At 39.9% G+C, this 16,690-nt stretch carries 15 protein-coding genes; 14 read left to right on the plus strand and 1 reads right to left on the minus strand.

All coding sequences use genetic code 11. The annotated features are described in order from the left end of the window. Positions 1-3: 3 nt before the first annotated feature. The 12 genes from DBT49_RS05050 to DBT49_RS05105 all read left to right on the plus strand — a co-directional run bounded on the left by DBT49_RS05050 (position 4) and on the right by DBT49_RS05105 (position 11,289). Positions 4-945 (plus strand): thymidylate synthase, encoded by a 942-nt coding sequence (locus DBT49_RS05050; RefSeq protein WP_101560457.1) that lies wholly within the window; start codon positions 4-6, stop codon positions 943-945. Positions 946-986: 41 nt separating this feature from the next. Beyond that, on the plus strand, positions 987-1,487 hold the full coding sequence (locus tag DBT49_RS05055) for a dihydrofolate reductase (protein ID WP_101560456.1): 501 nt from the start codon (positions 987-989) through the stop codon (positions 1,485-1,487). Positions 1,488-1,505: 18 nt separating this feature from the next. Next, complete coding sequence (locus tag DBT49_RS05060) at positions 1,506-2,138, plus strand: YpmS family protein (protein ID WP_070560221.1); 633 nt, start codon at positions 1,506-1,508, stop codon at positions 2,136-2,138. 1 nt (position 2,139) lies between these two features. Then, positions 2,140-2,361: a YozE family protein gene (locus DBT49_RS05065; RefSeq protein WP_070560219.1), complete on the plus strand. Its 222-nt coding sequence runs from the start codon at positions 2,140-2,142 to the stop codon at positions 2,359-2,361. A gap of 18 nt (positions 2,362-2,379) precedes the next feature. Next, positions 2,380-3,996 carry a S41 family peptidase gene (locus tag DBT49_RS05070; RefSeq protein WP_224783868.1) on the plus strand — a complete coding sequence of 539 codons (1,617 nt, stop codon included), beginning with the start codon at positions 2,380-2,382 and terminating at the stop codon, positions 3,994-3,996. A gap of 17 nt (positions 3,997-4,013) precedes the next feature. Continuing rightward, a complete protein-coding gene (lepB, locus tag DBT49_RS05075; protein ID WP_070560217.1) occupies positions 4,014-4,541 on the plus strand; it encodes a signal peptidase I in 528 nt (175 codons plus the stop codon). Between the two features lie 72 nt (positions 4,542-4,613). Further along, a complete protein-coding gene (gene ylqF, locus DBT49_RS05080) occupies positions 4,614-5,495 on the plus strand; it encodes a ribosome biogenesis GTPase YlqF (protein ID WP_284779189.1) in 882 nt (293 codons plus the stop codon). Continuing rightward, positions 5,488-6,264, plus strand: a complete 777-nt coding sequence (locus DBT49_RS05085) for a ribonuclease HII (RefSeq protein ID WP_070560213.1) — start codon at positions 5,488-5,490, stop codon at positions 6,262-6,264. Before ylqF ends, DBT49_RS05085 begins: the two co-directional genes overlap by 8 nt. A 49-nt stretch (positions 6,265-6,313) precedes the next feature. Next, positions 6,314-7,198: a DNA-processing protein DprA gene (dprA, locus tag DBT49_RS05090; RefSeq protein WP_070560211.1), complete on the plus strand. Its 885-nt coding sequence runs from the start codon at positions 6,314-6,316 to the stop codon at positions 7,196-7,198. 87 nt (positions 7,199-7,285) lie between these two features. Beyond that, positions 7,286-9,376 carry a type I DNA topoisomerase gene (gene topA, locus DBT49_RS05095; protein ID WP_111846231.1) on the plus strand — a complete coding sequence of 697 codons (2,091 nt, stop codon included), beginning with the start codon at positions 7,286-7,288 and terminating at the stop codon, positions 9,374-9,376. 165 nt (positions 9,377-9,541) lie between these two features. Next, positions 9,542-10,471, plus strand: coding sequence for a tyrosine-type recombinase/integrase (locus DBT49_RS05100; protein ID WP_070560206.1), 930 nt, complete (start codon positions 9,542-9,544; stop codon positions 10,469-10,471). Next, a complete protein-coding gene (locus tag DBT49_RS05105; RefSeq protein ID WP_013669685.1) occupies positions 10,468-11,289 on the plus strand; it encodes a GTP-sensing pleiotropic transcriptional regulator CodY in 822 nt (273 codons plus the stop codon). Before DBT49_RS05100 ends, DBT49_RS05105 begins: the two co-directional genes overlap by 4 nt. Before the next feature lie 31 nt (positions 11,290-11,320). On the opposite strand, the gene plsY is transcribed toward DBT49_RS05105, so the two are convergent. Next, a complete protein-coding gene (plsY, locus tag DBT49_RS05110; RefSeq protein ID WP_070560203.1) occupies positions 11,321-11,932 on the minus strand; it encodes a glycerol-3-phosphate 1-O-acyltransferase PlsY in 612 nt (203 codons plus the stop codon). A gap of 142 nt (positions 11,933-12,074) precedes the next feature. Between plsY and parE the strand changes: the two genes are divergently transcribed. Both parE and parC read left to right on the plus strand, forming a co-directional pair. Beyond that, entirely contained in the window at positions 12,075-14,150 is a 2,076-nt protein-coding gene (gene parE, locus DBT49_RS05115) for a DNA topoisomerase IV subunit B (RefSeq protein ID WP_101560453.1), read from the plus strand. After that, positions 14,140-16,596 carry a DNA topoisomerase IV subunit A gene (gene parC, locus DBT49_RS05120; protein WP_070560199.1) on the plus strand — a complete coding sequence of 819 codons (2,457 nt, stop codon included), beginning with the start codon at positions 14,140-14,142 and terminating at the stop codon, positions 16,594-16,596. Before parE ends, parC begins: the two co-directional genes overlap by 11 nt. Positions 16,597-16,690 lie beyond the last annotated feature (94 nt).

Raw genomic sequence — 16,690 nt, forward strand, 5'->3', positions numbered from 1 at the left:
GTAGTGAAGCAATATTTAGACTTGTTACAGACCATTTTAGAAAAGGGCCATGACAAGTCCGACCGTACTGGTGTTGGCACGCGTTCAATTTTTGGTTATCAGATGCGTTTTGATTTAAGAGAAGGTTTTCCGATTTTGACGACTAAGAAGGTGGCCTTTGGACTGATAAAGAGTGAACTTCTATGGTTTTTAAGAGGAGATACCAATATTCGTTATTTATTAGAAAATAATAACCATATTTGGGATGAGTGGGCCTTTGAAAACTGGATAAACAGTGAGGACTATCAGGGCCCAGATATGACCAATTTTGGTTTGCGGGCAGAAAAGGATTCAGAATTTAAAGCCGAATATTTAAACGTTAAAGCAGACTTTTGTCAAAAGATTCTTAATGATGAAGACTTTGCTAAAGAATATGGTGAATTAGGTAATGTCTATGGCAAACAATGGCGGGATTGGGAAACTCGTGATGGAGGTTCTATCGATCAAATTGCTAATATTCTAGAGCAGCTTAAAAATACCCCTGATTCTCGCCGGATTATCTTATCTGCCTGGAATCCAGAAGATATTCCTAATATGGCCCTGCCTCCCTGCCATACCTTAAGTCAATTTTACGTTAATGACGGCAAGCTTTCCTGCCAACTCTACCAAAGAAGTGGCGATGTCTTTTTAGGGGTTCCTTTTAACATTGCTTCCTATGCTTTATTAACTCATTTAATTGCCCGTGAAGTTGGCTTGGAAGTCGGAGACTTTGTTCATACTTTTGGTGATGTTCATATCTATAATAATCATTTCGACCAGGTAAAAGAACAATTAAGTCGTCAACCAGGTCAATTACCTCAGCTTGAAATAAAAAGTGATAAATCCATGTTTGACCTTGAAAAGGATGATATCGTATTGAATAATTATCACCCTCAGGCTCCGATAAAGGCTCCAGTGGCTGTATAGATTTAGGCTGATTGAAAGTGTATGGATAAAAGGAGGCTATCATGTTAATAGCTATATGGGCCCATGCGGCTAATGGTATTATAGGAAAAAATAACCAACTTCCTTGGCATATTAGCGAAGATATGAAATTTTTTAAGCAAGAAACCCTGCATAAGACTGTAGTTATGGGCCGAAAAACCTTCGAGTCGATGGGAAACCGCCCATTAAAAGAACGTAAAAATTACATTCTGACCCGTAAGAAAAGCTTGCCGGGGGTTAACGCTAATAATGAGGATCAGGTTCAAATCATTAATCAGAAGGATGAGATTATCGAGCTAGCTAAAGACGAAGATGTTATGGTTATCGGAGGCGCAGAAATCTACCGCTTGTTCTGGCCTTATTTGGACGAGCTTCGGATTACTAATATCGCTGAAAATGTTGAGGGGGATACTAGCTTTAATCCTGATCTGAGTCAATTTAGGCGCTATGCGGTTGTTGACCAAGATCTTAATAGCGAATCGAATTATCATTACCAGTTCGAATTCTGGGAAAGAAAGAAATGAGACTAGGGAGGTTCTACGGTGGAGAATAAAAAGAAGCAAAGAAATCCATGGAAAATTGCATTTCTAAGCTTGCTTACCTTTTTGGCGATTTTATTTGCTTCTGTATATTTTTATATCTATCAAAATAGTCAAGCAAATACCTACCAAGACCAAGTCCAAGTAAATCAGCCCAAGAGTTCTGACCAGGCAATGGTTCCAGTTAAACTAGCGATGACTGTTGACCACTTGGTTCATCTTCTCAACCAAGAAGACCTGCCTTTTCTTTTGGAAAATAATCAGGACGCAATCGTTATTAAAGGAAAAATTCAGCTTTTAAACCAATTCCTTGCTTACACCTTAACTACTCGCCCTGAGATCCATTCCAGTGGCAATCTTAGTTTGAAAGTAGTTAATTTTTCAATACTATCCTTAGATCTTCCTTTAAATCTCTTTTTACCCATTCTTTCCAAGATTATTCCTAGTGACCTGCCTTTAGCGATTGATACTGCATCAGAATCGATCATTATTTCTTTAAAAGAATTACTAGCTAAGGAAGGCATTGCCTTTGAAGTTGAAACAATCGATTTGACTAATGATCAAATTGTTTTACAATTAGCAATTCCTGAGCAGAAAATTAGCCAAATCTTAGACCAGTTGGGAGAGAAAGATTAAAGTGAAGCCATTTTATCAATATATTCAAAAACACCGCAATAGTAGTGGGACAAGTCAAGATCCCAAGAGCCAATTGGCTGAATTAATCTATCTTGATGGAGATTTCCCCAAAACTGCTACTGATTTTGCTAGTATTAGTGATTATATTGAGTTAAATAGTCGCTACTCTCAGTGGGTTTCTCAATTTGATGAATTGTGGCAAGCTTATCTCAACAATGACTAATGACTAGGAAGTGAAAATATGACGGATGAAAATAAAAAACCAGCAGATAATCAAGACAATAATGAAATAAATAAAGCAGAAGATGGTCAATCCTCCCATGCTTCAAAAGCTCAAGCAGACTCTGAAATAAAAGAGAAAATTTTGCTAGAGCAGGAAGAAAACACTGATGAGGCAAAGGCCGAGGGTCAATTTAGCACTAAACCCCCTTGGACGCGATTCTTATCAAGCTTATTAGTCATTGCTCTAACAGCCATACTGACCTTTTTTGCCACCAATTATTTGACCACAGGACGATTGCCTTGGCAAATCCACGCCCAAAATACCATGTCTACCCAGGAAATTAGTAAGCTACAAAAAACATTTTCATTAATTACTGATGGCTACATTGGTGATGTGAACCGTGAAAAATTAATCGATGGTGCCTTAAAAGGGATGACAGAAGCCGTTGATGATCCCTATACGACATACTTGCATGGCGATGAATCTTCTCAATTAGATCAAACCATTGAGGCTAATTTTGAAGGCATTGGCGCGCAAATTACAGTAAGGGATAATCAAATTGTGGTCATTAGCCCCATTAAGGGCAGCCCAGCTGAAATGGCAGGCATACAAACCGACGATATCATTAAAAGTGTTAACGGTGAATCCTTGGAAGGGAAAAACGCCCAAGAAGCGGCTAATATGATCCGAGGAGAAGCGGGAAGCCAGGTTCAACTAGTGATTGAACGTGGTGGCGACCAACAAGAGCTGTCCTTAACTCGAGCAGAGATTCCCTTGCAGACGGTCTATAGTCACAAAATTGAAGGCCATCCCGAAATTGGTCTCATTCAAATTTCTTCTTTCTCTGAACCTACCGCTAAAGATGTCCAGGAAACGATTAAGAGTATGCGTGAAGAAGGCGTTAAGTCCTTTATCTTCGATGTTCGTGGCAATCCTGGGGGATTACTCAGTTCAGCAATTCAAATTTCAAATTACTTCTTAGCCGACGGAGATACTATTGTTCAAATTGAAGATAGCCAAGGCAATCGGAAGAAGATTCAAGCCGATAAAAGCAAGATGGGGGACTTTAAAATTGATGAACCCAGTGTCATCTTGATTGATAAGGGGAGTGCAAGTGCTTCTGAGATTCTAGCAGGTGCCTTACAGCAATCTGCCCATATTCCAGTCATTGGCAGTCAAAGTTTTGGTAAGGGTACCGTCCAAACAGTGGTCAAATTGGATGATAAGGACCAATTAAAAATAACTTATGCCCATTGGCTAACTCCTGACGGTTCCTGGATTCATAAGCAAGGCATTAGTCCAGATATCGAAGCCCAATTACCAGATTACTCAGAACTTTCCTTAGTTGATGGCAGTCAAAATTACCAATTAGGGGAAGAATCTGATAAAATAAAAAATATCCAAGCGCAACTTGCCTTATTAGGCTATCTGGAATCTGATCAAGTACAAGGAAAATTTGATGAACAGACTCAGACAGCCCTGGGTGCTTTCCAAGCAGATCATGAGCTTGAAAAAACCGGTCAAGTGAATGATGAAACTGCGCAAGCCTTAACTCGTGCGCTAAGAGACTATATTCTAGCCCACGATACCCAAAAAGATAAAGCTGTTGACTATTTACTTGAGCATGCACAATAGAAGAAGGTTTTAGATTAATGAAGAAATTTCTTAGTGGTATTGGAGAAATCATTATTATTGTAGCGGTTGCCCTCCTACTCTATCTAGGGATTCGCCATTTCATCGGTTTTCAATTTACTGTTAGAGGGGCCTCTATGAATCCCACAACGGAGGATGGCCAGCATCTCATCGTTAGCCGTCTGGGAGATGTGGATCGTTTTGATATCGTTGTATTAGATGCTCCGGATAATAGCGGGGACAAATATATCAAAAGAGTTATAGGTATGCCAGGAGATAAGGTGGAATATCGTGATAATCAATTATATATTAATGACCAAGCCTATAATGAGCCTTATCTCAATGAATTAAAAGCCGAAAATCCCGGAAAATTAGTGACTGAGAATTTTACCATTGAAAAAGTTCCCGAAGATTCCTATTTTGTAATGGGAGATAATCGACCAGTTTCAAAGGATAGCCGTGCTTTTGGGCCAGTAGCTGGTGATCTCATTTACGGAGAAGTTAATTGGAGGATTTGGCCTTTTGATGAAGCTGGCCGAATTGAGTAATAGAATAATTGAATGGATGAGAAGGCAGTTTCAAAGATGTAGCTGCCTTTTCTTATGAGGAAGGTGAAGAAAGTGAGCACAATACAATGGTTTCCTGGCCACATGGCCAAGGCTAAAAGACAAGTTCAAGAACAATTAAAGAGTGTGGATTGGGTAGTAGAAATTCGTGATGCCCGTATTCCCATTGCCAGTAAAAACCCTTTGATTGATCAAATTATTCAACAGAAAAAACATTTAATTGTCTTAAATAAAGCTGATTTAGCTGATCCGATTCAAAATAAACTGTGGCTAAATTACTTAAGAAACAAAGATACCGATGCCATTGCTATCGACAGTAAAAATAATAAAGAAATTAAGAAGTTACGTCACTACCTCTTGGAAGTAACTGATAGCGAGCGGCAAAAATGGCTAGACAAGGGCATGAAACAAAAAACGATACGTTTAATGGTACTAGGGATTCCCAACGTGGGTAAGTCTACCCTGATCAATCAACTGACCCATAAGAAAACAGCAAAAGTAGGGAATCGCCCTGGTGTTACTAAAGGACAGCAATGGGTACAAATTGATAAAGATTTTTCCTTATTGGATACCCCTGGCATCCTCTGGCCTAAATTTGAAGACCCACTGGTGGGGATGAATCTCGCTCTGACAGGAGCTATTAAAGACACCCATTACTATAGTGATGACATTGCCCTTTATGCCATGCAATTTATGATGGATTATTATATGGAAGACTTTTGTCAGTTCTTTAATTTATCAGAAGAGGAAGCCCAACCGCCTTATCCTGAATTAATGATGTCATTGACAAGTAAAATGGGAATGAAAGATGACTATGAGCGCTTTAGCGACTGGATAATTCGTGAATTTCGTAGTGGAAAAATTGCGCCAATGACCCTTGATCGTTATGAAGATTATCGACTGGAACAAGCTGAGAAAGGATCGGCTGATGACTAAAGATAAGCTAACTGTACAAGCGATAAAAGACTACCTGAAACAGGACCTATCAGCCATTGATACTGACTTAGTGGCTAGCTGGCGATTAGACCAGCGACAGGGCGTTATCAAGGCTTTAAGCCAGTATGATCGTCGTTTGACTAAGGAGTCAGAGCGTCAAGAACATATACGTTATATGAACCAAATTGAAGCTGACTTACATGCTAAGGGCTTTCAATATATTGCCGGAGTAGACGAGGTCGGACGTGGTCCCTTAGCAGGGCCAGTGGTCACTGCCGCAGTCATTTTAAAGCCTAAGCGCCCCCTGTTTGATTTGCGCGATTCTAAACAACTTAGTCAAGTCCAACGGCAAAACTTAATTCCTCTGATTAAAGAAAATAGTGTCGCTATAGCTATCAATGTTCAAGATAATGAGGCTATTGATCGCTACAATATTTTAAATGCCACCAAACGCTCAATGATGAATAGTATAAAGAAATTAAGTCCCCAAGCAGAATATGTTTTAATTGATGCTGTCGATTTGTCCTTAGATATTCCTCATAGTAGTCTAATTAAGGGGGATGACCGGGTAAGCGCAATCGCTGCTGCTAGCATTATCGCTAAAGAATATCGTGACCAAATCATGCGTGATTATGCTAAGCAATATCCAGCTTATGGCTTCGACCGCAATGTCGGTTATGGAACCAAGGAACATCTTAAAGCAATAGAGACTTATGGCCCCTGTCCCATCCATCGGAGAAGTTTTGCACCAATTAAGGACTATTTCTAATGAAATTGTCATCCTTTTCCGGCTGAATAGGCTATGAAAGGGTGGTTATATGTATGATGAAAGGAATTATCATGGCGCTAGGCAAGTACTCATTCATTTAACGGAGTCTGCCATAGTGGGTTATGAGGACCGAGTCCAGGTGTTTAAAGGCTTATTAGAGAATCCTGATTATCAAGAGGTGCTGAGACATTATTTAAAAGGAAGAAAATATTATCCAAAACTCCTTCGCTTTTTGAGTCATAGACCTTGGTCTTTCTATCAAAACTATTATGAAAAAGAGAAAATTTTTCCCATCACTTACTTTGACCCTCAATACCCAGACCTTTTAAAAGAAAGTCATAAGCCGCCTTTGGTTTTATTTTGTCAAGGCAATATTGACTGGTTAAAAGCTGATTGTTTGTCTATAGTTGGGGCGAGAGATTGTAGTAACTATGCCCAAAAAGTTATTGATAAGCTGATGCCAAATCTTGTTAACTCTTTAGTTATCGTGAGCGGTTTGGCTCGTGGCGTTGACAGCCTTGCCCACCGCTCCAGTATTCAAAATTCAGGAAGAACCATCGCTGTGATAGGGACCGGTCTAGCTAAGGTTTACCCTAAAGAACACCGCGCTTTGCAAGATTTTATTGCTAAAAATCACCTGCTGGTCTCTCCACTGCCTAGTTTTACCGGGGTAAAAAAGTGGCATTTCCCATATCGAAATGAAGTGATTGCGGGACTGTCTAGAGCCACCTGGGTTGTTGAAGCTAAGAAAAAATCGGGCAGTTTAATTACTGCTAACTATGCCTTACAGGCCAATCGCGAGGTTTTGGCTACTCCAGGTAATATTTTTAGTGTCCGTTCTCAAGGCACTAATGCTTTAATTCAGGCAGGGGCCAAGCTGATTAGCGAAGCGGATGATATCTTAGAGACTTATCGTTATCCTTTTTTTATTTAACAGCTAAAAATCTTATATTTGACAAGGTTAAAAAATTCGCCTATGATATGAAGCGTTTAAATCTCCCAAGAAGAGAGGAGCATATTATTGGCTACAAAAAGAAAGAAAACACCTAAAAAAGATTTAGTGATTGTCGAATCACCAACGAAAGCAAAAACGATTGAGAAATACTTAGGACGTAAATATAAAGTGGTGGCAAGTAAGGGCCACTTACGAGATCTTCCTAAAAGTAAAATGGGAATAGATATTGAAAATAATTATGATCCCCATTATATTACAATTCGTGGTAAGGGAGATACGATCAAAGATCTTAAAAAAGAGGCAAAAAAAGCAAATAATATTTACTTAGCTTCTGACCCGGACCGAGAAGGAGAAGCGATTGCTTGGCACTTAGCCCATATTTTAAAATTAGATCCCGAAGAAGATATCCGGGTCACTTATAATGAAATTACCAAGGATACGGTTAAAGAAGCGATCAACAATCCACGCGCCATTGATAAGGACTTGGTGGACGCTCAGCAGGCTAGACGGATCTTAGACCGCTTGGTGGGCTATAACTTGTCCCCCATTTTATGGGCTAAGGTCAAGAAGGGCTTATCCGCTGGTCGGGTGCAATCCGTTGCCTTAAAAATGGTCGTTGACCGCGAAGAGGAAATCCGTAACTTTGTGCCTGAAGAATATTGGAGCATTGAAGGCGTATTCCAAAAAGGAAAAGAAACTTTCAAGGCCAATGCCTCCAAATTTAAAGGGAAAAAGATTGATCTAAAAAATGAAGATGATGTCAAAGCATTAATGGCTAATATCACTAGTGATCAATTTGAAGTTCAAAATTTGACCAAAAAGCAAAGAAAAAGAAATCCGCAAAAGCCATTTACGACTTCTTCCCTCCAACAAGAAGCTTCCAAACGCTTACGCTTTAGAACGCGAAAGACCATGATGGTTGCTCAACAGTTATATGAAGGGATTAAATTAGGCAGTGAAGGGACAGTGGGTTTAATTACCTACATGCGTACTGACTCCACCCGGATTTCTGATGGTGCTAAACAAGAAGCCGGCCAATTTATCCAAGACAAATACGGTAAGGAATATATCGGTAAGGGGACTAGCGGGGCTAGCGGACAAGGAGCCCAAGATGCCCATGAGGCTATTCGACCGACTTCTGCCTTTCGTCATCCCGATAGCGTTGAAGCTTATCTCAGTAAAGACCAATTCAAGCTATATAGTCTTATCTGGTCTCGCTTTATGGCTAGCGAAATGGCACCAGCTGTCTATGATACGGTGGCCTGTGATCTGGTTCAAAATGATGTGAGCTTTAGGGCAAATGGATCAAAAATTAAATTTACTGGTTACCTTAGAGTTTATCCGGATAATAATGAAAAGGATAATCTCTTGCCAGAACTAGAAAACGGTGAAAAGGTAAAGAGTAAAGAATTAACTCCTAACCAACATTTTACCCAACCACCAGCTCGTTACACTGAAGCAAGCTTAATTAAGACTCTAGAAGAATTAGGGGTTGGTCGTCCTTCTACTTACTCTCCAACTTTAGAAACCCTGATTAAGCGCTACTATGTTAAATTAGAAGCTAGACGCTTTGAACCCACTGAATTAGGTGAGATTGTTAATAGTTTAATTTCTGAATTTTTCCCTGATATCGTTGATCCACAATTTACCGCTAACTTGGAAGATGAATTAGACCATGTAGAAGACGGTAATAAGAATTGGATAGACGTCGTTGATGCTTTCTATCAACCTTTTAGTAAGGATATTGAAAAAGCTGACAAAGAAATGGAAAAAATCGAAATTAAAGACGAACCAGCAGGCTTTGATTGCGACGTCTGTGGTCATCCAATGGTAATTAAATTAGGACGTTATGGGAAATTTTATGCATGTAGTAATTTTCCTGATTGCCGTAATACTAAGGCCATTGTTAAAGAAATCGGCGTGAATTGCCCAACCTGTAAGGAAGGACAAGTTGTCGAACGGAAATCGAAGAAAAAACGAATCTTTTACGGTTGTTCCCGTTATCCTGATTGTGATTTTGTTTCCTGGGATAAACCGGTGGGGCGGTCCTGTCCTAAATGTGACCATTACTTGGTTGAAAAGAAAAAACGCGGCTCTAAACAAGTGATTTGTAGCAATTGTGACTATAAAGAAGATGTCCAAAAAGGCGATGATTAGAGCTTTTGCTGACAGAATACGAAACCTGATAATCAAAAAGGATTACAGGTTTTTTATTTTCACTCAGTAAAAGGTAAATTAACTTTATAAATGTTTTGAAAATTCCGACAATTACTTGAAAAAAGCCCTTTAATATGGTAGATTATATGAGCTAAGAGGGATTTTATGACTTTTGAAAGTTATCGAAAAAGGTTAAAAGAATATATAAAAGATGAGAAACATTATAGTGATCAGACCTTAAAGGCGTATTTAAGCGATTTTGACGATTTTATCTCCTTTCTTAGGGACGAACTATTAATAAGCGATTTCGAGCAGTTAAGCTACCGAGATATTCGCCTCTATTTAAGTCATCTGCAAAGAAAGGGATTGAGTCGTAAAAGTTTAGCTCGTCATTTAAGCAGTTTGAGAACCGCTTTCAATCGTTTTCTTGACCAAGGTCTGCTGGAAGATAATCCTTTTACCTATGTTCAAGCAGCTAAAACGGGACTAAAATTACCCGATTTTTTTTATGAAGCTGAGTTAGATCCCTTGTTTGAGGCGGCTAAGGGGCCGCGAGCCCTGGATAAGCGAAATATAGCGCTGTTAGAATTCTTATATGCGACTGGTGCTCGGGTGAGTGAATGTACGAATTTGACCATAAAGCAAGTGGATCTTAAAAATTCTATTGCCTTACTGCATGGTAAGGGGAGCAAAGATCGCTATGTTCCTTTTGGTTCCTATTGTAAAAAGGCATTGGAGGAATACTTAGATTCTGGCCGACCTGATCTCTTAAAGGGCCATGATCATGAGTACATCTTCGTTAATAGTCGGGGAGAAGCCTTGACTCCATCAGGCGTGACTTATATTTTGAATGATTTAGTCAAAAAAAGCGCCAGTAACCTGGATATTCATCCCCATAAATTACGCCATTCTTTTGCTACCCATCTTCTTAACCATGGAGCTGATATAAGGACAGTACAAGAATTATTAGGGCACTCAAGTTTATCTAGTACGCAAATTTATACACATATGTCAAAAGAATCTTTAAGAAATAATTATTTGAAATACTTTCCAAGAGCTAAGCATAGTGATGTACATAAGGAGGACAAAGAATGATAGCTGAATCGGTAGAGGGCGTTTTAGAAAAAATTAGAGACATTAATAAGGTTATCCGTGAAGGGAATATTTATGATGATGAGATGGCAGATTTTCCCTTTCAAAAGTTAGTCCGTTACTTAGCGGAAAATTTAGAGGCCAACGCGTATTTGGTATCTGTTGAAGGAGAGCTATTGGGGTATTTTGCTATTTATGAGGAAATCAATAGTGAGCGGACCGAAGCCATGATGCAAGCCCACCAACTAGACCCCAATTATTTAGATATTATCTCACCGATCCAAGAAACCAAGTCAAACATTCCAACTTCAGATGACCGGACTATCTTGGCCTTGGAATTTCGTGATAAATTTAACAAAGGCATGACCACTATTATTCCTATTTATGGTAATACCACCAAATTAGGCTATTTAATCTTAGCTCGTCCCTATGAAGACTTTAATTGCTATGACCTGATTCTTGGTGAATATGTGGGGACGGTTCTAGCCATGGAGATGGTGTTTATTAAACGCCGTCGTCAAGAGGAAAAAGAACAGAAAAAACAAGTGGTGGATTCAGCTATTCGTTCACTTTCTTATTCGGAATTAAATGCCTTATATGTTATTTTTAAAGACTTAGAAGAGCCACGCACACGCATTACAGCCTCTAAAATCGCTAAAGAAGAGAATATTACCCGCTCTGTGATTGTAAATGCCCTACGAAAAATGGAATCTGCTGGGGTATTTACTTCCCGGTCTTTAGGGATGAAAGGGACCCATATTGATACTCAGAGTAAAGAAAACCTGGAGTATTTGAAAAAACGTTTAGCGGAAGAAGTTTAAAGCAAAAAATCGCGCCAGATGACGCGATTTTTTATTGTTTATTTTTTTTGTATCCCATGCCAAATGGCACTTTAGCTTCTTTACCAGCTAGGATGCGTTTAATATTATCTTTGTGGCGGAAAATGATTAGAAGGGTAATGAATAAGATCAAAATCCTAATCGGAACAGCATAATGAAAAGAAATGATAGAAGCTGCGATCATGGCTATAATGCTCGCTAGACTAACCATTCTAAAAAGATAGAGAACAATGAAAAAGACCGCAATCCCTCCTAAGGAAGCCAGGGGTGCCAGAGCTAGACCTACGCCAAAACTGGTCGCTACGGCTTTTCCACCTTTGAAGTGGAGAAAAAGTGAAAAGGTGTGGCCTAAGATAGCCGCTAAACCAAAAAGCATGCTATCAATATCAGTAAAGTGAGAACTGTAATTAGCAATAAGAACCGGTAGCATTCCCTTTACCATATCGCACAGGAATACCAATAAGCCACCCTTGGGACCAAAGGCACGGAAGGCGTTGGTCGTACCAATATTTCCTGAGCCCACCCCTCGAATGTCTTTGTGGTAAAGATACTTACCGATAACCACACCGAATGGAATTGCGCCCAGTAGATATGAAATAAATAGGAAGATAAGATTAATTATCATTAGCTGATTCCTTTCTATTCAGTTATTGGTATTATAGCATAAGTCAAAGGGAGCGTATGAGCTAGAAAAAAATTTTGCAATTTAATGAAATTAAAGTATTATGGTAAATATGCATATAAATAGGTTAGAGGAGATGCACTGCATGGCAAAAAATTCTAAGGCAACTTATGATGAGTCATCCATTCAAATATTAGAAGGCTTAGAAGCAGTTCGTAAGCGACCAGGAATGTATATCGGGTCAACCGATAATCGCGGCTTACATCACTTGGTTTATGAGATTGTAGACAATTCCATTGATGAAGCTTTAGCGGGCTACTGTGATGAAATTTCAGTGACCATTCATGAAGATAATAGCGTTACGGTAACTGATAATGGACGGGGAATGCCGATCGGTAAACATAGTAGTGGTAAACCAACTGTTGAAGTGATTCTGACCGTCCTTCACGCGGGAGGGAAATTTAGCGAAAGTGCTTATAAGACCTCTGGAGGACTCCACGGAGTAGGATCTAGTGTTGTTAATGCCTTATCCGATTCCTTAGAGGTCACCGTTTACCGCGATAATAAAAAGTATTACCAAAGCTTTAGTCAGGGCGGTAAGCCCCATAAGCCTAAGTTAACCAGCCATAAAAGTAAGCAGACTGGAACAAGTATTCACTTTCACCCCGATCCTAAGATCTTTGGTGCAACAGAATTTAATAGTGACACCATTAAAGAACAATTAAGGGAAAAGGCCTTTTTAACTAAAGGCTTAGCGATTCATTTTACTGATGAAAAAAATGCTAGCCAGGAAAGCTTCCACTATGAAGATGGCCTGGTCGAATTTATTCATTATTTAAATGAAAATAAAGAAGTGCTCCAAGAGGTCACTTATATTGAAGACAAGGATAAAAGTTCTAATATCGAAATGGAATTAGCCTTTCAATACAATGATGGCTATTCTGAGACCATCTTGTCCTTTGTTAACAATGTTCGTACGCCAGATGGTGGGACCCATGAAACGGCTTTAAAAACCGGGATGACCAAGGCCTTTAATGAGTATGCTAGAAAGGTTAACCTGATTAAACCCAAGGAGAAAAACCTAGAAGGCTCAGATGTTCGTGAGGGCTTTACTGCGGTCATCTCTGTAAGAATTCCTGAAGAAATTTTACAGTTTGAAGGACAAACCAAGGGGAAATTAGGGACTCCACAAGCGCGTTTAGCCGTAGAAAATATGGTGAACACCCATTTATCGATCTATTTATTAGAGAACGGCGAAATAGCGCAGATGTTAGTTCGTAAGGCTCTAAAAGCGCGCCAGGCCCGAGAAGCAGCTCGTAAGGCTAGGGAGGAAAGTCGCCACGGCAAAAAAGGCAAGAGTAAAGAAACCTTACTTTCCGGTAAACTCACTCCCGCACAAAGTAAAAATACCAAGAAAAATGAACTCTTCTTAGTCGAAGGAGATTCAGCGGGCGGATCAGCCAAGTTAGGGCGGGACCGTAAATTTCAAGCTATCCTTCCGTTAAGAGGAAAGGTTTTAAATACGGAAAAGGCAAGCCTAACCGATATTCTTAAAAATGAAGAACTAAACACCATTATCCATACCGTAGGTGCAGGCGTGGGTCCAGAGTTTGATATCCATGACTCTAACTATGATAAAGTGATCATCATGACCGATGCGGATACTGACGGGGCCCATATTCAAGTCTTACTTTTGACCTTCTTTTACCGTTACATGCGTCCCTTAATTGAAGCGGGCAAGGTTTATATTGCCATGCCGCCTTTGTATAAACTCTCCCGAGGCAAGGGCAAGAATGAAAAGATTGCGTATGCCTGGACAGATGAAGAACTCGCCCAAGAGACTAAAAAGTTTGGTAAGGGCTATACCCTCCAACGTTATAAAGGTTTGGGGGAAATGAATGCTGACCAATTATGGGATACCACCATGAATCCAGAAAGTCGGACCTTAATTCGTGTCACCCTCGATGACTTATCCCAAGCCGAAAAACGGGTATCCGTTTTGATGGGGAATAAGGTTGAACCACGGAGGGATTGGATTGAAGATAATGTCCAATTTACCATGGATGAAGAAGATAAGTTATTGGAACACGCCAACCATGAAGAAAGCGATGCGATTGAAGCTAGCGAGTTAATCGCTCAATCGGACCAAGTCACAAGTATGAGTGATAAAGAAGGGCAAATGGATTTATTTGATGAAGGAGCTGAAGTGAATGGCGATTGATATTCAAGAACTAAGTCTTGACGAAGTAATGGGCGATCGTTTTGGTCGTTATTCCAAATATATTATTCAAGATCGCGCTTTGCCTGATATCAGGGATGGACTCAAACCCGTCCAACGGCGCATTTTATATGCTATGTATCATGATGGCAATACTTCAGACCATGCTTTTAGGAAGTCCGCCAAAACCGTCGGGAATGTGATTGGCAATTATCACCCCCATGGAGATAGCTCGGTTTATGAAGCCATGGTGAGAATGAGTCAAGCTTGGAAAAACCGCATGCCCCTGATTGATATGCATGGGAATAATGGGTCCATGGACGGCGACCCTGCGGCAGCCATGCGTTATACTGAAGCACGATTATCTAAGCTGGCCGATGAACTACTTAAGGACTTAAACAAAGATACTGTCGATACCATTTTGAACTTTGATGATACTGAGGAAGAACCTGTTGTTTTACCTGCTGGTTTTCCTAATTTATTAGTCAATGGCTCACAAGGGATATCAGCAGGTTACGCTACTGAAATTCCTACCCACAATCTGGGGGAAGTCATTGATGCAGTCAATTACTATATTGATCACCCTAAAGCTAAGGTAGAAACCCTGATGAAGTATCTTCCCGGCCCTGATTTTCCCACTGGGGGCATTATCCAAGGAAAAGACCAGCTGATTAAAGCCTATAAAACGGGTCGAGGCAAGGTAGTAGTTCGGGCACAAACGGAAGTGGAGTCGCTTAAGGCAGGCCGTAAACAGATCGTAATTACAGAGCTGCCTTTTGAGGTCAATAAGGCTGATTTGGTCCGTAAGATGGACGAATTACGCCTCAATCGAAGTATTGATGGGGTCCTGGAAGTCCGTGATGAATCTGACCGATCTGGCTTACGTATTATTGTTGAACTGAAAAAAGATGCCGATGCCGATCAAATTTTACAGTATTACTTTAAGCATACTAATTTACAAATCAACTATAATTTCAATATGGTGGCCATTAACAAGCAACGTCCGGAACAGGTTGGTTTAATTGCGATTATTCAAGCCTATATTGACCACCGCAAAGACGTGGTGAGTCGTAGAACCCAATATGACTTAAACAAGGCCCAAAGTCGCCGCCATATTGTTGATGGTTTGATTAAGGCTATTTCCATTCTTGACCAAGTGATTGCAATTATTCGCAACAGTACTGATAAAAAGGATGCTAAAAATAACCTGATTAATGAGTATCAATTTTCTCAGGCGCAAGCAGAAGCCATCGTCACCTTACAACTCTATCGCTTAACCAATACTGATATTACGGCTCTGCAGGAAGAAAAGTTATCTCTAAATGAAGCCATTAATCAATACCAAGCGATTTTAAGCGATGAAACGATTTTGATGAAGTTAATTCAATCAGAATTGAAGGCTATCAAAAAAGCTTATGCTACTGACCGTTTAACTAAGATTGAAGCTGAGGTAGAAGAAATAAAAATTAAGAAGGAATTTTTAATTCCTGATGAAGAGGTCGTTACTGTAGTGACCCGGGGCGGTTATATTAAGCGCTCTAGCCTAAGAAGCTACCAATCCTCTAATTTCTCCGACTTAGGCTTAAGAGATGGCGACCATGTCTTATACTTAGCTTCGCATTCAACTTTAGAGAATTTAGTCCTTATTACTAATAAGGGCAATTATGTTTTCCAACCAGTTTATGAGATGCAAGAACTCCGCTGGAAAGACCTTGGCGAACACCTTTCTCAACGCATTCCTATTGCTTCCGATGAGAAGATTATCCAAGTCTATCCCTATGATAAGGACAGTCAAGATACGATTGTCCTTGCTACTCGAGAAGGAATGATTAAACAAAGTAGGCTCAGTGAATTGAAGAAAATTCGGGGCCACAAGAATAAAGCTTCTCAAATTATGCCTTTATCCAGCCCTCTTGATGAAGTAGTTAACTGCTATTTAGTTAATAATCAAAAAGACAATCAAAGTGGCGAAGTGATCTTATTTACCGCCTTAGGCTTTAGCTTGCGTTACCAAATCAGTGAAATTAATACAGTAGGTCTACGTGCTAAGGGGGTTATTTCCATCAACCTTAAAGACCAAGACCAGGTGGTTAATTTTGTCTACCAAGACCAGGTGGATGAGGACCAGCAAATCCTCCTTGCCACACAGCGGGGTTATATGAAACGGATACGTTGGCGGGATATTCAAACCATGACCCGGGCTAAGCGGGGCCTGATGGTACTACGCGAGGTTAAATCAAAACCCCACCGTTTAGTTCAAGCTCTAGAGGTTGAATCGACTCAAGAAGTCTATGAATTATATACCAGTAATGGGGAACTAAGCCAGATTAAAGCGGTTGATGTGCCACTTCATGAGCGTTATAGTAATGGCTCACAAATTATTGACGAAGGCCGTTTAGGTGAATTGCTTAATGTCATTCCCCTATACAGAAAAGATCCAGAAAAATAAGTGACCTAATCACTGGATTTACGATTTATTCTATTAACAATTGGGCCTGCTTTTGTTACACTAAATATAAATTTGAAATAATTCTTTTGAATAC

The sequence above is a fragment of the Aerococcus mictus genome (assembly GCF_003286595.3).
Taxonomy (GTDB): Bacteria; Bacillota; Bacilli; order Lactobacillales; family Aerococcaceae; genus Aerococcus; species Aerococcus mictus.